Genomic DNA, 19,173 nt, shown 5'->3' on the forward strand with positions numbered 1-19,173 from the left:
CGGCAAAGTGAAAGGGCAGGGGGCCTGTCATGAGCAAGGGCTTGTCGCGCATGTTCCAGCCGCGCTCGATCGCGGTGATCGGGGGCGGCGCCTGGTGTCGTCAGGTGATCGTGCAGTGCCGGCGCATGGGTTACGGCGGTGCCATCTGGCCGGTGCATCCCAAGGCGGCGGAGGTCGAGGGATATCCGGCCTTTGCCCGGCTGGAGGATCTGCCGGGCGCGCCCGATGCGGCCTTTATCGGCATCAACCGGCATGCCACCGTCGAGGCGGTGGCGCTGCTCTCGGCCATGGGGGCGGGCGGGGCGGTCTGTTTCGCCAGCGGCTTTTCCGAGGCTTTGGCCGAGGACGAGACCGGGAGCGAGTTGCAGGCCGCGCTGGTGGCGGCGGCGGGTGACATGCCGATCCTGGGCCCAAATTGCTATGGCTTCGTCAATGCGCTCGATGGGGCGCTACTCTGGCCCGATCAGCATGGGTGCAGCCGGGTCGAACGCGGCGTGGCCATCCTGACGCAAAGTTCGAACATCGCGATCAACCTGACCATGCAGCAGCGCGGCCTGCCCATCGCCTATGTGGTGACCTGCGGGAACATGGCGCAGACCGGTCAGGCGCGGATTGCCATGGGGTTGCTGGACGACCCCCGGGTGACCGCCATCGGCCTGCATATCGAGGGGTTCGGCGATCTGCGCGACTGGGAGGCGCTGGCGGCCAAGGCCGATGCGCGGGGCGTGCCGCTGGTGGCGCTCAAGGTCGGGGCCTCGGAACAGGCGCGGCAGGCGACGGTGTCGCATACGGCGTCCCTGGCGGGCAGCGATGCGGGGGCGCAGGCGCTGCTGGACCGTCTGGGCATCCCGCGCCTACGGGCGCTGCCCGACCTGCTGGAGACGCTGAAACTGTTGCATTGCTGCGGGCCGCTTGCCGGGCGGGGCATTGCCTCGATCAGCTGTTCGGGAGGCGAGGCGAGCCTGATCGCGGATATGGCCGAGGGCGGCGGGCTGCGCTTTCCACCGCTGAGCGGGGACCAGCGGCTGCGCTTGCGCGCGGCGCTGGGGCCGATGGTGGCGCTGAGCAATCCGCTGGATTACCACACCTATATCTGGCGCGACACCGATGCGATGGCGGCGGCCTGGTCCGGGATGACCGGTGAGGGCATCGCCTTGACCGTTTCGATTGTCGATTATCCGGTGACCGATGCCAGCGACTGGGCCTGCGCCACCCAGGCGGCGCTGCGGGTGCGGGCCGAGACCGGGGCGCCCTTTGCCGTGGTGGCAACGCTGCCGGAACTGATGCCGCCTGATGTGGCGGCCGAGCTGATGGCGGGTGGCGTGGTGCCCCTGATGGGCCTGCGCGAGGCACTGGCGGCGGCCGAGGCGGCGGCCAGCCTGCGCGCGCCCGATCCGGTGCCGCTGTGCCTGCCGGGGCTGGGCGCGGCGGAGCGGTTGTTGGACGAGGGTGCGGCCAAGGCGGCGCTGGCGGCGCATGGGCTGACGGTGCCGCGCAACCGGACCGCGCGCGCTGACGGGATGGCGCAGGCGGTGGATGGGCTGCGCGGGCCCTTTGCGGTAAAGGGCGTCGGGTTGGCGCATAAATCGGACCATGGCGCGGTACGGCTGGGCGTGGCGGCGGCGGATATCGCGCGTGTTGCATCCGAGATCGGCACACCCGAGGTGCTGGTCGAGGAGATGGTGAGCGACACGGTGGCCGAATTGCTGGTGGGCGTCGTCCGCGACCCGGCGCATGGCTTCGTGCTGACGCTGGGCGCGGGCGGGGTGCTGACCGAGTTGATGCGGGATACCGTGTCGCTGCTGGTGCCTGCCGCGCCCGAGGCTATCCGCGCCGGGCTGGAGCAGCTGCGCATCGCGCCCCTGCTGGCGGGCTATCGCGGCAAGCCGGGGGCCGATATGGATGCGATCCTGGAGGCGGTTGCGGCGGTGCAGGACTATGTGCTTGCCCATGCCGACACACTGGGCGAGGTTGAGATCAACCCGCTCCTTGCCACGCCGGACCGGGCGGTGGCGGTAGATGCACTGATCAGAAAGGGCTGACCGATGACCCCCATCAAGACGCGCCGTGACGGCGCCATTTTCGAGGTGACGCTGGACCGGCCCAAGGCCAATGCGATCGACCTGGCCACCAGCCGGATCATGGGCGAGGTGTTCCGCGCGTTCCGCGACGACCCCGAATTGCGTGTGGCGATCCTGACCGGCGGCGGCGAAAAGTTCTTTTGCCCCGGCTGGGACCTGAAGGCGGCGGCTGATGGCGATGCGGTGGATGGGGATTATGGCGTCGGCGGTTTCGGCGGTTTGCAGGAGCTGCGCGACATGAACAAGCCGGTGATTGCCGCCGTCAACGGCATCGCCTGCGGCGGCGGGCTGGAACTGGCGCTGTCGGCGGACATGATCATCGCCGCCGATCACGCCACGTTCGCGCTGCCCGAGATTCGCTCGGGCACGGTGGCCGATGCGGCCAGCGTGAAGCTGCCCAAGCGCATCCCCTATCACATCGCGATGGAGCTTTTGCTGACCGGGCGCTGGTTCGATGCCGAGGAGGCGCATCGCTGGGGGCTGGTGAACGAGATCGTGCCGGGCGCGCAGCTGATGGACCGCGCCTGGGAACTGGCGCGCCTGCTGGCAAGTGGCCCGCCGCTTGTCTATGCCGCGATCAAGGAGATCGTGCGCGAGGCCGAGGATGCCAAGTTCCAGGACACGATGAACAAGATCACCAAACGGCAGCTGCGCACGGTGGATGTGCTCTATTCGTCCGAGGACCAGCTGGAGGGCGCCCGCGCCTTTGCCGAGAAGCGCGATCCGGTCTGGAAAGGGTGCTGAGGGGCAGGAAACGAAAGTGAGGAGGCGCCTTTTCGGCGCCGTATCATGTACGATATCCCGGGTCTAACCTAGGCGCGGAAACACGGCGGTTTTCTTCACAGTACTGTAAACGAAACTGGTGTCGATCGAGGCGATGCCGCCGATGGGGTGGATGCGGGTGCGGATGAACTGTTCGTAAGCGTCCAGCCCCGACACCACCACCCGCAGCTGGTAATCCATCGCGCCGGTCATGATGTGGCATTCCAGCACTTCGTCGATCTGGCGCACGCGGGTTTCGAACCGCTGCACGTCCTCCTGATTGTGACGTTCCAGCCGGATGCGGACAAAGACGGTGATCGGCAGCCCATAGGCGGCCGGATCCACATCGACGGCAAAGCCACGGATGGCGCCGCTCTTTTCAAGATTGCGCAGGCGGCGCAGGCAGGGCGAGGGCGAGAGACTCACCTTTTCGGCCAGGTCCTGGTTGGTCATGCGTCCGTCCTGTTGCAGGGCGCGGATGATCTGGCGATCTTTGCTATCCATTTTCGTCTTTCTTGGCAGAAACTGCCAATATTGAATATCAGATTGGCAGAAATAGCAATCTCATCGCTGTTTGGCTTGGCTATCCTGACCGCAAAACCAGATCAGGAGATCCCGCCATGACCCATGCCAAGGGCTTTGCCAGCCGCGCCATCCACCACGCCTATGACCCGCTGGACCACGAGGGCGCGCTGACGCCGCCCTTGCATCTGACCTCGACCTTTGCGTTCGAGACCGCCGAAGCCGGGGGCGAGATGTTCGCGGGCGAGCGTCAGGGGCATATCTATTCGCGTATCTCTAACCCGACGCTCGACCTGCTGGAACAGCGTATCGCCACGCTCGAAGGGGCCGAGGCCGGGCTGGCGCTGTCCTCAGGCATGGGCGCGATCACCGCCGTTCTGTGGACGCTGTTGTCGCCGGGGGATGAGGTGATCGTGGACAAGACGCTCTATGGCTGCACCTTCTCTTACATGCGGCACGGGCTGGCGAAATGGGGGGTGACCATCACCCATGTGGACCTGACCGACCCCGAGAACCTGAAAACCGCGATCAGCGACAAGACCCGCGTGGTCTATTTCGAGACGCCCGCCAACCCGAACATGCGGCTGGTCGATATCGCGACGGTGAGCGAGATTGCGCATGGCGCCGGTGCCTCGGTCGTGGTCGACAACACCTATGCCACGCCCTACCTGACCCGGCCCATCGAGATGGGCGCCGATATCGTGCTGCATTCGGCCACCAAATATCTGGGCGGCCATGGCGATGTGGTGGCGGGCCTTGTGGTGGGCGGTGCCGAGCAGATCGCCGAGATCCGCCTCTATGGCATGAAGGACATGACCGGCGCCGTCATGGCCCCGTTCAACGCGATGCTGATCCTGCGCGGGCTGAAAACGCTGGCGCTGCGGATGGACCGGCATTGCGCCTCGGCGCAGGTGGTGGCCGAATGGCTGGCCGCGCATCCGGCGGTGGGCGAGGTCTATTTCCCCGGTCTGCCCTCCTTTGCCCAGCACGAGCTGGCAAACCGGCAGATGGCCCAGCCCGGCGCGATGATCGCGTTCGAGCTCAAGGGCGGCATGGATGCAGGCCGGGCGATGATGAACCGGCTCAACATGATCGCCCGCGCGGTGTCGCTTGGCGATGCCGAGACGCTGATCCAGCACCCGGCCTCGATGACCCATTCCACCTATACGCCCGAAGAACGGGCCGAGCATGGCATCAGCGACGGGCTGGTCCGCCTGTCGGTCGGTCTGGAAGAGGTCGAGGACATTCTGGCCGATCTGGCGCAGTCGCTGGACGCGCCCCAGGTTCAGGCCGCCGCCTGAGGGCGGTGGCGGCCGCGCGCCTCGGGGAGGGGTGCGCGGCCCCCGGATACCCCTGACCGGACCGATGCGCGGGGCAAACCCGGCGTTGAAATCCCGAGCGACCGGGGCAGGGAGATGATAGACTTCGCCGGACGGGTCTGATCCCGCATTGCAAGGAGAGCGCCGATGAGCACGCCGCAGGACCTTAGCCACCTCAAGACCATCGAACAGCGCATCCTGTGGCTGTCGCACTGGATGATCCACCACGCCAATCACATCCGCCCCAAGGTGGACGGGATCAAGATCGGCGGCCATCAGGCCAGCTCGGCCTCGATGGTGTCGATCATGACGGCACTCTATTTCAGTGCGCTGAGGCCCGAGGACCGGGTGGCGGTGAAACCCCATGCCAGCCCGGTGTTCCATGCCATCCAGTATCTGATGGGCAATCTGGACCGCGCGCGGATGGAGAACTTTCGCGGTTATGGCGGGGTGCAATCCTATCCCAGCCGCACCAAGGATGTGGATGACGTCGATTTCTCGACCGGTTCGGTCGGGCTGGGCGTGGCCGTGACCGCCTTTGCCGCGCTGGTGCAGGACTATATCGCCGCCAAGGACTGGGGGCAGGGCGCACCCATGGGCCGGATGGTGGCGCTGGTGGGCGATGCCGAGCTGGACGAGGGCAATGTTTACGAGACCCTGCAAGAGGGGTGGAAGAACGACCTGCGCAATTGCTGGTGGATCATCGACTATAACCGCCAGTCGCTGGACGGGATCGTGCGCGAGGGTCTGTTCGAACGGGTCGAGAAGATTTTCGACGCCTTCGGCTGGGACGTGGTGCGGATCAAGTATGGCGCGCTGCAACGGGCCGCGTTTGCCGAACCGGGCGGTTACAAGCTGCGCGACTGGATCGACGCCTGTCCGAACCAGCAATATTCGGCGCTGACCTTCATGGGTGGTGCGGTCTGGCGCAAGCGGCTGATGGAGGAACTGGGCGATCAGGGCGACGTCTCTGCCTTGCTCGACCGGCGCAGCGATGAGGAACTGGCCGAGTTGATGGAAAATCTCGGCGGCAATTGCGTGGCCACCATGGCCGAGACATTCGCCGGCATCGACCATGACCGCCCCACCTGTTTCCTGGCCTATACGGTCAAGGGCTGGGGCACGCCGATCGCGGGCCACAAGGACAATCATGGCGGGCTGATGAACAAGACCCAGTTTGCCGCCTGGCAGGCCCATATGGGCGTGCCCGAGGGGCAGGAATGGGAGCCGCTGGCCACCGTCGCCGACCCCGGTGCGCTGCGCGCCTTTCTGGACGGTGTGCCGTTTTTCGCCAAGGGGCGGCGGCGGTTCTCCGATGCGCGCCTTGCGGTGCCGGGGATCGAGATTGCGAGCGACCGCGAGATCTCGACCCAGGCCGCCTTTGGCAAGGTGCTGGATGATCTCAGCAAGGGCGACAGCGAGCTTGCGGCGCGCATCGTCACCACCTCGCCCGATGTGACCGGCACCACCAACCTCGGCCCCTGGGTGAACCGGCGCAAGCTGTTCGCGCGCAAGGATCAGGCTGACGCGTTTATCGAGCACAAGATCCCTTCGACCGCGAAATGGGAGTTCACGCCCAAGGGTCAGCATATCGAGCTGGGCATCGCCGAGATGAACCTGATGCTGCTGTTGGGGGCGGCGGGGCTGAGCCATTCGCTGTTCGGCAAGCGGCTGATCCCGGTGGGCACGGTCTATGACCCGTTTGTGGCGCGCGGCCTCGATGCGCTGAACTATGCCTGTTATCAGGATGCGCGGTTTATGCTGGTGGGCACGCCCTCGGGTGTGACGCTGGCGCCCGAAGGCGGGGCGCATCAATCCATCGGCTCGCCGCTCATCGGGATGAGCCAGGACGGGTTGGCCGCGTTCGAACCCGCCTTTGCCGACGAGTTGGCGGTGATCATGGAATGGGCGTTCGACTATCTGCAACGCGATGGCGAGGGCGACCCGGACGAGCGCACCTGGCTGCGCGACGAGACCGGGGGCAGCGTCTATCTCAGGCTTTCGACCAATCCGATCGAGCAGCCGGGCAAGCGGGTGGACGATGCCTTTCGCCAGGGCGCCATCGACGGTGCCTATTGGCTGCGCAAGCCGGGGCCCAATGCCGAGGTGGTGATCGCCTATCAGGGCGCGGTGGCACCCGAGGCGATCCGCGCCGCCGGCCTGCTGGGTGAGGCACGGCGCGATGTCGGTGTGCTGGCGGTGACCTCGGCGGACCGGCTGAACGCCGGTTGGACCGCCGCGCAACGGGCACGGGCACGCGGCAACCCGGCGGCGCTGTCGCATATCGAACGGCTGATGGGCGAATTGCCACCGCATTGCCATCTGGTGACGGTGATCGACGGGCATCCGGCAACGCTGGGCTGGCTGGGATCGGTGGCCGGGCACCGGACCATCCCGCTGGGGGTCGAGCATTTCGGCCAGACCGGCACCATCGGCGATCTCTACCGCCATTTCGGCATCGACGCAGGCGCGATTGTCGGGCGGGTCGAGGGGCTGACCGCCGGTCGTCCGGGCCAACCCGCGCGGCTGGTCGGATAGGGCTTGCCCCCGCCTGCGGGAGAGTGGTTAACCTGTTACAGGCTCGGGTCGCGGGTCAAGGGGGCAGGGATTTAAGGAAATCCCTGCTCACGGATTTCACTTGAAATCCTGTGCCACCGCGCCGCCTGACCCTGGTGCGAGGAGGAGGCCATGCCGCATTTCATCGTCGAGTATTCCGGCAACCTCGAGGACGCGCTGGATATCGGTGCGCTTTGCGAGGTGATCCGCGCCACCGCCGCGGGGATCGACACCTTTCCCATGCCGGGCATCCGGGTGCGCGCCTTTCGTGCCGATCACTGGGCTATTGCCGATGGTGATCCCAAGCACGGGTTCATCGACATTTCGATCCGCCTGCGCGCGGGCCGCGCGCCCGAGGTGAAACAGGCCGCTGCCAACAAGGTCTTCGAAGCGGTCCGCGCCTTTGTTGCCCCGGTCATGGCACAGCGCTCGCTGGCCCTGTCGCTGGAAATGCGTGATATCGACCCGGACCTGTCGCCCAAGACCGGCTCGATCCGCGATCACCTCTGAACCCGGTTCAGAGATTGCCCTAGCCCCTCTGTGCGATCCGCTGTAATTGCCGGGGATGGACAAGACGCAAAGCTATGACATTTTCCTGATGGCGCCGCCGGGGCTGGAACAGCCTCTGGCCGAAGAGGCATCCGAGTGCGGTTTTGCCGAACCGCGCGTGGTGCCCGGCGGGGTCGAGACGCGCGGGCCTTGGTCCGAAGTGATGCGCGCCAATCTGGTCTTGCGCGGTGCGGGCCGGGTGCTGGTGCGGATTGGCGGCTTTCCGGCGGTGCATCTGGCGCAGCTCGACAAGCGGGCGCGCAAGTTTGCCTGGGGCGATTTCCTGCGCGCGGATGTGCCTGTTCGGGTCGAGGCGGTCAGCCGCAAGTCCAAGATCTATCACGCAGGCGCCGCCAAGCAGCGGATCGAACGCGCCATCACCGAAGAGTTGGGCGCCCCGATCTCGGATGAGGCCGATATTCGCCTGATGCTGCGGATCGAGCGCGATTTCTGCACCTTTTCCATCGACACCTCGGGCGAGGCGCTGCACAAGCGCGGCCACAAGGAGGCGGTGGGCAAGGCCCCCATGCGCGAGACCATGGCGGCGCTGTTCCTGCGCCAATGCGGGTTCGACGGGGCCGAGCCGGTGCTCGACCCGATGTGCGGCTCGGGCTCATTCGTGATCGAGGCCGCGGAATGGGCGGCCGGGCTGGCGCCGGGGCGCACGCGCAGCTTTGCCTTTGAACAGCTGGCGGGGTTCGATGCCGCCCGGTGGCAGGCGCTGCGCGCCGCGGCGGGCGCGGGTGGCAGGCCCGAGAGCCTGTATTGCGGTTCGGACCGCAACGCCGGCGCCATCGAGGCCAGCCGCGCCAATGCGACCCGCGCGGGCGTCAGCGATTTCTGCGCGTTTCATCAGCGCCCGGTCAGCGATATCCGCCCGCCCGAGGGGCGGCCCGGACTGGTCATCGTCAACCCGCCCTATGGCGCGCGGATCGGCGATCAGGCGCGGTTGCGTTCACTTTACGGCAGTCTGGGCAAGGTGCTGATGGAGCGTTTCAGCGGTTGGCGTGTCGGGCTGATCACCTCGGAGATGAGCCTGGCGCGGGCGACCCGGCTGCCGTTTCAGGCGCCCGGCCCGGTGGTCGATCATGGTGGCATCAAGGTGCGGCTTTACCAGTCGGCCCGGCTGCGCTGATAGCGCTGACAAAGCTGCTTGACGCGCGCGGGGACAAAAGGCAGATGCGTCGCGCGGGCAACCGGTCTAGTCTGACCCCAAGTCGCCCGAGACAGGAGAGACCCGTGGCCCACGAGGCGCAGAAAGCCATCGCGCGCAATTCGCTGCTGATCCGGTCGTTGCCGGAACAGCATGTGGACGCCTTGTTGAATCAGGCGGTCTGGCGCAGCTATGACCGGGGCGAGACGCTGTTCCTGCAAGAGGAAAAGGCGCAGGCGATTCATGTTGTGATCGACGGCTGGGTCAAGCTGTTCCGGATGACGCCGACCGGGTCCGAGGCGGTGGTGAGCGTGTTCACCCGCGGCGAAAGTTTTGGCGAGGCGGTGGCGCTGCGCAACATGCCCTATCCGGTCTCGGCCGAGGCAGTGACCCCCTGCGACGTGATGCATATCCCCAGCCCCGTCTTTGTCTCGCTGATGCGGCGCGACCCCGAGATCTGTATCTCGATCCTGGCCACCACGTTCGGCCATCTGCATTCGCTGGTGGCGCAGCTGGAACAGCTCAAGGCGCAGACCGGCGCGCAGCGGGTGGCCGAGTTCCTGCTGGAACTGTGCGATTGCGAGCAGGGTCCATGCGAGGTGACGCTGCCTTATGACAAGATGCTGATCGCGGGCCGTCTGGGCATGAAGCCCGAAAGCCTGAGCCGCGCCTTCTCGCGGCTCAAGGCGGCGGGGGTGACCGTTCAGCGCAACCATGCCGATATCGAGGATGTGGCGATGTTGCGCGACTATGCCGAAAGCGATCCGGCCGATAGCTGGAGCAAGTCATGACGACCCGGTTGCAGGCGGTTCTGGCCGCCATCGACAGCGCCAACAGCGCCGATCCCCGGCTGGACGAGGGGCGGCCCGAGGCGCTGCTTTACGGCGAGCGAATGAGCGCCGAGCTGGCGCGGCTGGTGCCCGATGCGCCGGATGTGTTGCAGATCGCGGCGCGGGGACAGCATGTGGAGCGTTGGAAACTGGCGCGCGCCACATATCCCGAGGGCCGCGCCGGATACCTGGCCTGGCGCCGGGCGCAGGCGGTGCATCATGCCGAGGTGGTGAGTGGGCTGATGTCCGAGGCCGGATACGGCGCCGAAGAAATCGCGGCAGCGGGCCGGATGCTGCGCAAGGAAGGCATCAAGCGCGACGCGCTGGTGCAGGCGCTGGAGGATGTGATCTGTTTCGTCTTCCTGCGCTGGTATTTCGCACCCTTCGCGGCCAAGCACAGCCCGGAGAAGGTGCAGGACATCGTCGAAAAGACCGCGCGCAAGATGTCGGCGCCCGCGCGCGCGAGGGTACTGGAGGAATTCGACCTGCCCGCCGATCTGGCCGCCGCGTTCACGGGCTGAGCTGGGCCTCAGCCGTAGCGCGCCGCGCTGGCCAGAGCGGCCTGCATCTCTTCGACCAGACGTTGCATCAGCTCGGCCGCCGACAGGCGCCGCGCCAGACCCAGCCCCTGACCGGCCCAGAGTGACAGGAAATCCGGGTTCTGCTGCTTGGCGGCCTCGGCGCGCAGGGCGCGGGTCAGCGCGTTCTGATAGGGAAAGTCGAGCAGGCGGTCGGGCATCGCCTCGCCATCGGCGATGACACGGTTGCGGATGCCGCGCGCGGGGCGCCCGGAAAAGGCGCGGGTGAGGGTGGTGTCGGTTTCTTTGGCGGTCAGGATCGCCTGTTTGTGCGCCTCAGGGATACCCGCCTCGGTCGTGGTCAGAAAGGCGGTGCCGATCTGTGCCGCGCTTGCCCCCAGCGCCAGCGCGGCGGCGATGCCGCGCCCGTCGGTGATGCCGCCCGAGGCGACCACCGGCACGCCGACAGCCGAGACCACCTGCGGCACCAACGCCATGGTGCCCACCATCGTGCGGGTCAGATCGGCGCCGAACCCGGCCCGGTGGCCACCCGCCTCGGACCCCTGTGCGATCACCGCGTCCACCCCCGCCGCCTCGAGCGCCTGCGCCTCGGCGACGCTGGTGGCGGTGCCCATCACCAGCATGCCACGCTGCCGGGCGTGGTCGATAACATGGTCGGGCATGATGCCAAAGGCAAAACTGAAGACCGAGGCGCCGCTGTCCAGCACCTGCTCCACCTGCGCCTCGAAATCGAATTCGGCCCCGTTGATCGTGCCGGGCGGGGTGATCCCCAGCGCCTGGTAATGCGGACGCACGAAGTCGAGCGCGGGGCCTGGATTGGCGGGAAAGGGTGGCGGATCGAGCGGCGCGAACAGGTTGACGGCAAAACCCGCATTGCTGCCCTCGCGCACGCGGGCGGCATTGGCGGTGATCCGGTCGGGTTGCAGATAGGACACCCCCATGCTGCCCAGCCCGCCGGCCTTGCCCACCGCCATCACCATCTCGGGCGTGTCGCCGCCGCCTGCCATCGGAGCCTGGATGATTGGATGGTCGAGCGCCAGACGCTCCATCAAGCTGTTTCGGTACATGTCGGACCCTGCCTTGCTGGTGTTGCCCCGATACTAGGCCCGATTGTTGCCGGAACCCAATGAAGAGCTGCGATCGGAGCTATCGGGGATCGAGATATCATTGGCATGAAACGGCGGCTGTGCTATCTTTCGTTTGAATGCCAAGAGCCACGATCAATCTGGAAAAGTGAGCGCATGGATATTGCCGATCTCCGTTTCTTCGACTGTGTGGCGCGCGTGGGGAACATGAACCGCGCGGCGGCCGAGCTGAACACGGTGCAGTCGAATGTCACCACCCGCATCCGCAATCTTGAACATGATCTGGGGGTGGTGCTGTTTCATCGCCACAGCCGCGGGGTCGCGGTGACGGCGGCGGGCGAGGTTCTGTTACCCTATGCGCGTCAGGTCATGACCCTGCTGGGTGATGCCCGAAAGGCGGTGACCCAGGATGGCGCGCCCGAGGGGCCGCTGAACCTGGGGGCGTTGGAAACGGTGCTGGCGCTGCATCTGGCGCCGGTCCTGTCCGAGTTCGCCGGGGCGCATCCGGCGGTGGACATGTCGATCCAGACCGGCACCAGCCGCGAACTGGTCGAGATGGTGCTGGCCCATGGGGTCGAGGGGGCGCTGGTCTGCGGGCCGGTGGCGCATCCCGATCTTGAGGCAACGCCGGTGTTTCGCGAGGATTTGTGCATCGTGGCCCGGCGCGACGGGCGCAGCCTGGGTCAGGTTCTGGGCGCGCCGGGGGTGCGCCAGCTGGTGCTGCGGCTGGGCTGTTCCTATCGTCAGCGGCTGGAGGATGTGCTGGCGCGGCGCGGTGTGGTGGGGGTGCGGACGCTGGAATTCGGCACGCTCGACGCCATTCGCGCGGGTGTTGCGGCGGGGGTCGGGATTACCCTGATGCCGCGCCGGCTGGTTACCCGTGTCTGGGGCGAGGCGGGGCTGGCCCTGCACCCGCTGGAGCCGGGCGAGGCCGAGGTGACCACCGATTTCATTCGCCGCAAATCCGCCTATGTCTCGCCCGCGCAACGGGCGTTTCTGGAGGCGCTGACGCGCGACCCGCCGATCCGCATGGCGGGCTGAGGGTGGAACGCGGGGCCGGGATCATCATTGAACCGGTTTCATCGTCTGATTTCGCAGGCCTGTCTGGACGGCTGGTTCTGATTGAACCCGTGCAGCAGGTATTCGAGCAACGCCCCGCGCTGGACGCAATAGCGCTCTGTCGAGACGGGGTTCATCAGACCCAGGTCCAGCGTTCCGGGCAAATGGGCAAAGGACAGCAACAGCGCCCCGCCCTCTACATAGATGATCTCGTCATCGTTGAAATGCAGCTTTATCACCTCGGCATAGGTGGTCGGCGTCAGGCGCGTTACACCTTCTACGCCGTCCAAGGTAATCGCGGGAACAACGGCAAACGGGTCCCCGAGCAGCAATTCGGCGGTGTCGCTTTCGATCATCACCGGTTGATTGGGCAGCATGACCATCTCACGCGTGTTACCGATCACCCCCGGTGCGATGGCCAGAAGGGGTGCCGATCTGGACATCGCGATGCGCTCTCTGGTCACGGCCGTGACCGGTCTTGGCCCGCTGTCAAAGGTTGCGACCAGATCGCCGGCGGCGATTGCCTCGACCGGGCGCCAGCCAAGGTTGGTCGCAATCCGCGTGCCGGGCAGAAAGCCGGTGAAAACATCGGGATCATACGAGAGGGTGCGGTCGACCGCGTCCTGATCGAACCCGAGGAATTCGCCCAGACGCCGGACAATCGACAATCCATCGACCCGCAGGGGTTCACGCCGTGCGGTACAGTCGAACGGGCCGCTGCCATGCGACAACGGATCCCCGGTAAAGGAACGGTCTTGCAACATTTGCTCTGCCTCATTTTTTAGTCAGACTACCGGCGGAGGATGTCGCGGCGTTAAGGTTTTCGACGCGTTACCCCCTGATGCGCATCGAAGGCAGATCGAAGGATCAGGATGATTACGTTCAAAAGATCACATGGTATCGAAAGCGGCAGGCCGGGGATTTCAATACCGTAAGACAGCTATCTTGCGATAGGGCCGATGTCTGAAAGACAGCCATTGTCATCCCAATGACGGTTTGCCCTAGAGCGTTGACCGCGCAACAATTGTTTCGAGTGGTTGGGCATTCCGGATGTATCGCGCATCCTGATCTCAGAGAGGAAATAAACCCAAATGCTCAAGTCATTCTTGCGCAAGCAAGATGGGTTCGCGTCTGTCGAATTTGTCGTTCTGACCTGCCTTGCCCTGTGCTTCGCCGCGTACATCGTTGATGTCACTTCGACGCATGCCGACAACCTCACTGTGAAGACCTTAAGGGGAGCTCGTGGTTCCGAAAGAAATGATCAATCCGCATCGGCAATGACCTCCTGCAACGACACGACGGAGCGATCCAGCAATCGGCCCAGTTCCGCAAGCTGTTCCGCGGACGGCGGAGAGTTGTGACGGGCGGCCTGAAGTTCGAGGTCCTGCAGACGCGCGACCAATTCTTCGGCACCGAGAATGGCGGCGGTCCCCTTGAACCGATGCAATTCCGATGCGACTGCCGCCAGATCCTGTTCCCTGCGCTGTGCCAGATTGGTTACCCGGTCCAGGCTTTTTCGGCCATCGCCGAGAAAGGCGGCAAGAAGATCGGCTGTCTTGTCGCGACCAAAAGTCAGCCGCATCTCTTCGATGTTCGCCGGATTGATCAGCGCGGCCTCGTTTGTATCAGGCGCAGAGGGGGCGGGGGCCTGCCCGCTTGCGGCTGCGGCGATCTCTTCAACCAGCGCCTTGAACGAAAACGGTTTGGCGATGACGCGGTCGAAACCCGCCTCGACAAAGCGTTTCCGGTCGTCGGCAAGCACATGGGCGGTGACCGCAAAGACCGGCGTATCCTTTGAAAGGCCATTTCCCTTGTGGATCAGGTGCAAGGCGTCGACGCCGCTGATGCCCGGCATGCTGATATCCATCAGGATGCAGTCGAAACGCTGCTGAGCTGCCAGTTCGACCCCCTCGAGGCCATCGCTGGCCATCGTCACCTTGATGTTGGATGCCGCCAGCGCCTCGCCGATCACCATCCGGTTGATCTCGTTGTCTTCGACCACAAGAACGTCGAGCGCCCCGAGAGAGGCGCCGTCGGCAGGCTCGGCGATGTCGTCGCGTGCCGGATTTTCCGTGTCTGGCGCCGGTTCCCGCGCACGGATCAGAGGGATTCGGAACCAGAACGTACTGCCCTCACCGGGACTGCTTGTGACCCCGATACTGCCGTTCATGGCAGCGATGATCCGACGCGTGATGCCCAGCCCCAGACCGGTGCCGGAACTGAGATGCGAAAAGGACGCGTCTTGTGTAAAGAAATCGTCGAAGATGCGAACCTGGTCGTCCTGCGCGATGCCGATACCGTCATCCTGCACGCGAAACTCCAGCTCGCCGGTGGCGGAGTGAACGAGAACCCTGAGGGATATCGTGCCGTTATGGGTGAACTTGGCCGCATTGTTCAGCAGGTTGACCAGCACCTGCCGCAGGTGATGCGCGTCGACTTCGACATATCCCAATTCTGCCGGGAAAGCGGACAGAGACAAGGTGTTGCCGTTCTTTGCTGCGAGAATGCGCTGCTGGTCGATCACGCCCGAGACCAGTTCGTGCAGGTCGCAGACCGCGGCTTCGATGCGCAGGTGTTTCGAGGTGTCGCTGGCCACCTGAAGAACGTTGTTGACGTGATGAAGCAATGTCGCGGCGGCGTTCTTGGTGACCCGCATGTAGCGCAGTTGGGTTTCGGTCAGTCTGGTGTTCCCGAGCAGTTCGAGCGCCGCCATGATACCGTGCAGGGGCGTGCGCATCTCGTGGCTCATGGTGTTCAACAGCCGCTCCTTGGCGCGTTCCCCGGCCAATGCGATGTGGTGCGCCTCTCTCAGTTCGCCTTCCTTTTCCAGGTCGAGGGTAAGGTCACGGATGTAAGCCACGAAGATGCGGCCATCGGGACCGTTGCCGCTGGAAAGCGAGATCTCGACCGGAACCTCGGTCCCGTCGCTGCGCAAGGCGCGTGACCGGTTGCCCTTGCGTCCGATGAGCGTGGCATGCCCGGTTGCAAAGTACCGGTGCACGCCGGCCTTGTGTGCCTTGCGCAGATCGCGCGGTACAAGCAGCGTGCCGACATCGGCGCCGATCGCCTCGGCCCTGGAAAAGCCGAATGACGCTTCGGCTGCCATGTTGTATTCGATGATGCGCATTTTCTTGTCGCTGACGACAATCGGAACCGGCGATGTCGAAATGACCGAGGAAAGCCGGGCGCCCGTCATCTCGGCCTCGTACATCGAGCGGCGCAGCTTTCGGCTCGTGTTCCAGACTATCAGGATCACGCCCGCAAGCAGCAGGAACAGCAACAGGGTGGAAAGACCGGCGATGGACAGCGCCGACAGGACGTCGCGCCGGCCACGATCCGATTGCAGTGTCGAAACCGCAACCCCGGAGAGGGAGAGATTGCGCAGATGCGCGCCGATCGTTCGCGTTTCACGGGTGAATTCCGCCCATCGGTCAAGCAACTCTACATCGCTTGCGTCGATGATCGGGACGGCCCAGTCGAAATAGCGTTGGATTGCGTCAAAGGAACCCGCGGATCGGGGGTTTTCGCGGACCTCTGAATAGAGCGGGCTTTCGGATATGGTTGCGATCCGGCTGTAGAGCACGTCGAAATTGCGTCTTACCGCGTCGATGCTGTCCTGTGCCCCAGGTGCTGCACCCTGGGTGAGCAGGGTTTCGACCTCGAGCCGGAATTGCAGGTATTCGACTTCGGCCTGGGCCAGGTTCCAGGGGATATTGTCGGAATCCGCGCGCCGAAACGCAGCGAACTGGTTCACCACGCTGACCGTGCTGACCACGACCATGCCGAGCAGCAACGTCAAGACAGCGCCGGTGGCGCCGCTCCTGAGGTTTTTTTTCAATGTCATGCGCGTCAAGGCTGGCCACTCCGCCGGTCACGGCCGGGATCAGTCGGCCACGACGATACGGTCGAGTTGCCAGATACTGCGAGAGTAGATCAGTTCGGTCTGATACGCAGCCGACTGGTCATAGGGATAGATGATCCAGAGCGGCCCCTTGTCCCGGATGCTCATGTGCTTGCCGTCGCGCAGATAGGCGATGATCGGTCCATCGTCCGTGGCATCGGAAATCGGTATTGCGATGGAGTAGTTGTTGATGGCTGTCGCCTCAAGGGTGCTGCCCTGGGCGTCGACATGTTCGAGCAGCTTGGCCAGACGCACTCCGGTGAATGTCACGAGACCCGAGGTCCAGATTGTCGATGTCGTGATCTCGGCGGTGCCCATCGCCTCGAGCATCTCAAGGTCGAAGGCAGCCACCCCCGATGTATTGCCGTTTCCGATCCTACCCGTGACCGTCAGAACGACTGGTCCGGTCGGATCGGAAAGCGTTCCCGCCCCTGCGGGAAGCACAGACATCATCAGAACGGCAAGATATGCGGCGATAGCTCTGATCACGTCCACTTCCTTTCTTTTGTCCGTGTTGGGATGCTGGGTAAGTGACACAGTGATTGCAGAAAAAAGACGGTAAAGCAGCTTATCGTTAGCGTATGATCCTATACTTTAGGACGTATTCTGGGATCGAAGGTTTGCGCGCACACGCCAATGAAACGGGGGGCGGTGATCCAACGCGCTTCTTTGGGTTTGCCCATTTTGATATGAATTGACCAAAGGGAAGGGCGAATACGATCGGACAACTCGGTTGAACAGGCTTTGAAGAATTCAAGATACCCATGCGGATACTGATTGCTGACGACCACCATCTGGTACGCGAGACCATCGGTGCCTTTATCGAGGCAAAGATGGATGTTCGGGTGGAGAAGGCGGACAACCTGAGTGAGGCCTGTGACATCGTCGAACGGGACGGTGCATTCGATCTGGTCTTGCTCGACTATGACATGCCAGGGATGGATGGGTTGAACGGTCTCAAGCGAATGATCTCGCTAAACGCGGATCGTCCCGTGGCGCTGCTGTCGGGCGCGGCGTCCCGACGGATTGCCGAGAATGCCTTGGCGCTTGGCGCTGCGGGATTCATTCCGAAAACCATGAACGCGCGTTCAATGGTGCTGGCGGTCCGGTTCATGGTCGAGGGCGAGGTATTCGCGCCGTTCGATTTCCTGTTCGGTGAGGCAGAGGAAACGCCATGGGAACTGACGGGCCGGGAAAAGGATGTTTTGCAAGGCATCTGCAACGGGTGGTCCAACAAGGAAATCGCGCGTGAACTGGCCGTGCACGAGACCACCGTCAAGATGCATGTCCGGGCCCTGACGAAGAAGATGAATGCCAAGAACCGCACCCATGCCGCGATGCTTGCGCGCGAGAACGGTTTTGCCTGAACCGTCTTGTCGAGGATGCCGCCCGGACAACCTTTGTTGCGATCGATGGGGCGCGGTGCTCAACCCAGCGCGGTAAAGCCCGCATCGAGCGCCGACAGGATGTCCGCGACATCCTGTTCGCTCAGCACCAGCGGCGGCGACAGGATGATATTGGGGCCCGAGATCCGCAGCATCACCCCGGCCCTGTACGCCGTCTCGTAGACGGTGTTCATCGTGGCGGCGTTGGCGGGGGCCTTGCTGGCGCGGTCGGCGACCACCTCGAGTGCCGCCATTAGACCATGACCGCCGCGTACATCGCCGATCATTTCGTGTTTCGCGGCCAGCGCTTGCAGGCCGGAATACAGCTCGGCCCCCCGCGCGGCGGCATTGCTGGCGACATCCGCTTTCAGTGTTTCCTTCAGGCAGACCACCGCCGCAGCCGCGCCCACCGGGTGGCCGGAATAGGTATAGCCGTGGCTGATTGCGCCCTTGCCGCTGGTGTCGCCCTCGAACACCTCGGTCATCCGCGCGCCGATCAGCACCGCGCCAAATGGGAAATAGCCGTTGGTGATCGCCTTGGCGGTGCACATCATGTCCGGCTGCACCCCCCACAGGCGCGACCCCGACCAGGCGCCGGTGCGGCCGAACGCGGTGATCACCTCGTCGGCGATCAGCAGGATGCCGTTGCGGTCACAGATTTCGCGTACCATCGGCATGAAGCTTTCATGCGGCGGGATCACCCCGCCCGCGCCCAGGATCGGCTCCATGATGAAGGCGGCGATCGTCTCGGCCCCCTGAAAGGCGATCTCGTCCTCCAGCGCCTGCGCGCACAGCTGCGCCAGCCGCGCCGGATCGGTCTCGTTGAACGGGTTGCGATAGGTATAGGGGGCGGGAATATGGAAACAGCCCGGCAGCAGCGGTTCGTAATCGGTGCGGAACTTGTTGTTGCCATTGACCGAGGCGCCGCCGAAATGGGTGCCGTGATAGCCCTTTTTCAGCGACAGGAACTTGGTGCGCTGGGGCTGTCCGCGCAGCTTGTGATACTGCCGCGCCAGCCGCAGCGCGGTCTCGACACTGTCCGAGCCGCCCGAGGTATAGAACGCGCGCTGGATGCCCTCGGGGGCGAAAAAGTCGCACAGGTCATAGGCCAGTTCGATGGCGGCATCGTTGGTGGTGCCGCGGAAGGTCGAGTAATAGGGCAGGCTGTCGAGCTGCCCGGCAATCGCCTGTTTCACCGCGTCGTTGGAATAGCCCAGGTTGACATTCCACAGCCCGCCGACCGCGTCGATCGTCTCGTGCCCGTCGATATCGCGGATGCGGACACCGGAGGCGCCGGTGATGATCTTGGGCGGATTGGCCTGGGCATCGGCGGGATGAGTCATCGGCTGCCAGAACTGGCGGGCGTTGTTCTCCTTGATGAAATTGGCGGTTTTCATCGGGTCCTCTCCCTCGTGTCGCGGCAGGTCTCTTT

16 protein-coding genes are annotated in these 19,173 nt (G+C 64.6%); 10 read left to right on the forward strand and 6 right to left on the reverse strand.

All coding sequences use genetic code 11. The features are described from left to right. Nucleotides 1-29: 29 nt before the first annotated feature. Nucleotides 30-2,042 (forward strand): acetate--CoA ligase family protein, encoded by a 2,013-nt coding sequence (locus MB818_RS18010; protein WP_238905942.1) that lies wholly within the window; start codon nucleotides 30-32, stop codon nucleotides 2,040-2,042. Nucleotides 2,043-2,045: 3 nt separating this feature from the next. Continuing rightward, complete coding sequence (locus tag MB818_RS18015) at nucleotides 2,046-2,825, forward strand: carnitinyl-CoA dehydratase (RefSeq protein ID WP_238905943.1); 780 nt, start codon at nucleotides 2,046-2,048, stop codon at nucleotides 2,823-2,825. 63 nt (nucleotides 2,826-2,888) lie between these two features. Here the strand turns inward: MB818_RS18015 and MB818_RS18020 are convergent, their stop codons facing one another. Further along, nucleotides 2,889-3,347 carry an Lrp/AsnC family transcriptional regulator gene (locus MB818_RS18020; RefSeq protein WP_234140617.1) on the reverse strand — a complete coding sequence of 153 codons (459 nt, stop codon included), beginning with the start codon at nucleotides 3,345-3,347 and terminating at the stop codon, nucleotides 2,889-2,891. A gap of 116 nt (nucleotides 3,348-3,463) precedes the next feature. Here MB818_RS18020 and MB818_RS18025 point away from each other — a divergent pair, with 116 nt between their 5' ends. From MB818_RS18025 to MB818_RS18050, 6 genes are all read left to right on the forward strand, one after another. After that, nucleotides 3,464-4,666, forward strand: a complete 1,203-nt coding sequence (locus tag MB818_RS18025) for a methionine gamma-lyase (RefSeq protein WP_238905944.1) — start codon at nucleotides 3,464-3,466, stop codon at nucleotides 4,664-4,666. A 165-nt stretch (nucleotides 4,667-4,831) separates the two neighbouring features. Beyond that, nucleotides 4,832-7,222, forward strand: a complete 2,391-nt coding sequence (locus MB818_RS18030) for a thiamine pyrophosphate-binding protein (RefSeq protein WP_238905945.1) — start codon at nucleotides 4,832-4,834, stop codon at nucleotides 7,220-7,222. A 150-nt stretch (nucleotides 7,223-7,372) separates the two neighbouring features. Beyond that, nucleotides 7,373-7,750 (forward strand): 5-carboxymethyl-2-hydroxymuconate Delta-isomerase, encoded by a 378-nt coding sequence (locus tag MB818_RS18035; RefSeq protein WP_238905946.1) that lies wholly within the window; start codon nucleotides 7,373-7,375, stop codon nucleotides 7,748-7,750. Between the two features lie 55 nt (nucleotides 7,751-7,805). Continuing rightward, the gene (locus MB818_RS18040) at nucleotides 7,806-8,924 is read left to right on the forward strand and encodes a THUMP domain-containing class I SAM-dependent RNA methyltransferase (protein ID WP_234163261.1); all 1,119 of its coding nucleotides are present in this window, start codon (nucleotides 7,806-7,808) and stop codon (nucleotides 8,922-8,924) included. A 104-nt stretch (nucleotides 8,925-9,028) separates the two neighbouring features. Then, a complete protein-coding gene (locus MB818_RS18045) occupies nucleotides 9,029-9,733 on the forward strand; it encodes a Crp/Fnr family transcriptional regulator (protein WP_234140625.1) in 705 nt (234 codons plus the stop codon). Then, nucleotides 9,730-10,293 (forward strand): DUF4202 domain-containing protein, encoded by a 564-nt coding sequence (locus MB818_RS18050; RefSeq protein WP_234140627.1) that lies wholly within the window; start codon nucleotides 9,730-9,732, stop codon nucleotides 10,291-10,293. Before MB818_RS18045 ends, MB818_RS18050 begins: the two co-directional genes overlap by 4 nt. A gap of 8 nt (nucleotides 10,294-10,301) precedes the next feature. Here the strand turns inward: MB818_RS18050 and MB818_RS18055 are convergent, their stop codons facing one another. Further along, nucleotides 10,302-11,378 carry an NAD(P)H-dependent flavin oxidoreductase gene (locus MB818_RS18055; protein WP_234140628.1) on the reverse strand — a complete coding sequence of 359 codons (1,077 nt, stop codon included), beginning with the start codon at nucleotides 11,376-11,378 and terminating at the stop codon, nucleotides 10,302-10,304. Nucleotides 11,379-11,552: 174 nt separating this feature from the next. On the opposite strand from MB818_RS18055, the gene MB818_RS18060 reads away from it, so the two are divergent. Then, nucleotides 11,553-12,437 (forward strand): LysR family transcriptional regulator, encoded by an 885-nt coding sequence (locus tag MB818_RS18060; protein ID WP_234140630.1) that lies wholly within the window; start codon nucleotides 11,553-11,555, stop codon nucleotides 12,435-12,437. A gap of 38 nt (nucleotides 12,438-12,475) precedes the next feature. On the opposite strand, the gene MB818_RS18065 is transcribed toward MB818_RS18060, so the two are convergent. From MB818_RS18065 to MB818_RS18075, 3 genes are all read right to left on the reverse strand, one after another. Continuing rightward, the gene (locus tag MB818_RS18065) at nucleotides 12,476-13,219 is read right to left on the reverse strand and encodes a Hint domain-containing protein (RefSeq protein ID WP_238905948.1); all 744 of its coding nucleotides are present in this window, start codon (nucleotides 13,217-13,219) and stop codon (nucleotides 12,476-12,478) included. A gap of 497 nt (nucleotides 13,220-13,716) precedes the next feature. Beyond that, the gene (locus tag MB818_RS18070) at nucleotides 13,717-16,299 is read right to left on the reverse strand and encodes a hybrid sensor histidine kinase/response regulator (RefSeq protein WP_238905949.1); all 2,583 of its coding nucleotides are present in this window, start codon (nucleotides 16,297-16,299) and stop codon (nucleotides 13,717-13,719) included. A 39-nt stretch (nucleotides 16,300-16,338) separates the two neighbouring features. Then, nucleotides 16,339-16,809 carry a putative pterin-binding protein gene (locus MB818_RS18075; protein WP_235789612.1) on the reverse strand — a complete coding sequence of 157 codons (471 nt, stop codon included), beginning with the start codon at nucleotides 16,807-16,809 and terminating at the stop codon, nucleotides 16,339-16,341. Between the two features lie 311 nt (nucleotides 16,810-17,120). Between MB818_RS18075 and MB818_RS18080 the strand changes: the two genes are divergently transcribed. Beyond that, nucleotides 17,121-17,723, forward strand: a complete 603-nt coding sequence (locus tag MB818_RS18080; protein WP_238905950.1) for a response regulator transcription factor — start codon at nucleotides 17,121-17,123, stop codon at nucleotides 17,721-17,723. Between the two features lie 59 nt (nucleotides 17,724-17,782). On the opposite strand, the gene MB818_RS18085 is transcribed toward MB818_RS18080, so the two are convergent. Then, nucleotides 17,783-19,138 (reverse strand): aspartate aminotransferase family protein, encoded by a 1,356-nt coding sequence (locus tag MB818_RS18085; protein WP_238905974.1) that lies wholly within the window; start codon nucleotides 19,136-19,138, stop codon nucleotides 17,783-17,785. Nucleotides 19,139-19,173: the final 35 nt, after the last annotated feature.

The sequence above is a fragment of the Ruegeria alba genome, from assembly GCF_022321465.1.
In the GTDB taxonomy this organism is placed as follows: Bacteria; Pseudomonadota; Alphaproteobacteria; order Rhodobacterales; family Rhodobacteraceae; genus Ruegeria_B; species Ruegeria_B alba.

Excerpts from the sequence above, each read along its gene's own strand:
- MB818_RS18085 (WP_238905974.1), bottom strand. The coding sequence starts at position 19,138 with ATGAAAACCGCCAATTTCATCAAGGAGAACAACGCCCGCCAGTTCTGG.
- MB818_RS18015 (WP_238905943.1), top strand. The coding sequence starts at position 2,046 with ATGACCCCCATCAAGACGCGCCGTGACGGCGCCATTTTCGAGGTGACG.
- MB818_RS18080 (WP_238905950.1), top strand. The coding sequence starts at position 17,121 with ATGCGGATACTGATTGCTGACGACCACCATCTGGTACGCGAGACCATC.
- MB818_RS18050 (WP_234140627.1), top strand. The coding sequence starts at position 9,730 with ATGACGACCCGGTTGCAGGCGGTTCTGGCCGCCATCGACAGCGCCAAC.
- MB818_RS18065 (WP_238905948.1), bottom strand. The coding sequence starts at position 13,219 with ATGTTGCAAGACCGTTCCTTTACCGGGGATCCGTTGTCGCATGGCAGC.
- MB818_RS18010 (WP_238905942.1), top strand. The coding sequence starts at position 30 with ATGAGCAAGGGCTTGTCGCGCATGTTCCAGCCGCGCTCGATCGCGGTG.
- MB818_RS18055 (WP_234140628.1), bottom strand. The coding sequence starts at position 11,378 with ATGTACCGAAACAGCTTGATGGAGCGTCTGGCGCTCGACCATCCAATC.
- MB818_RS18040 (WP_234163261.1), top strand. The coding sequence starts at position 7,806 with ATGGACAAGACGCAAAGCTATGACATTTTCCTGATGGCGCCGCCGGGG.
- MB818_RS18060 (WP_234140630.1), top strand. The coding sequence starts at position 11,553 with ATGGATATTGCCGATCTCCGTTTCTTCGACTGTGTGGCGCGCGTGGGG.
- MB818_RS18025 (WP_238905944.1), top strand. The coding sequence starts at position 3,464 with ATGACCCATGCCAAGGGCTTTGCCAGCCGCGCCATCCACCACGCCTAT.
- MB818_RS18020 (WP_234140617.1), bottom strand. The coding sequence starts at position 3,347 with ATGGATAGCAAAGATCGCCAGATCATCCGCGCCCTGCAACAGGACGGA.
- MB818_RS18075 (WP_235789612.1), bottom strand. The coding sequence starts at position 16,809 with ATGATGTCTGTGCTTCCCGCAGGGGCGGGAACGCTTTCCGATCCGACC.
- MB818_RS18070 (WP_238905949.1), bottom strand. The coding sequence starts at position 16,299 with ATGACATTGAAAAAAAACCTCAGGAGCGGCGCCACCGGCGCTGTCTTG.
- MB818_RS18030 (WP_238905945.1), top strand. The coding sequence starts at position 4,832 with ATGAGCACGCCGCAGGACCTTAGCCACCTCAAGACCATCGAACAGCGC.
- MB818_RS18035 (WP_238905946.1), top strand. The coding sequence starts at position 7,373 with ATGCCGCATTTCATCGTCGAGTATTCCGGCAACCTCGAGGACGCGCTG.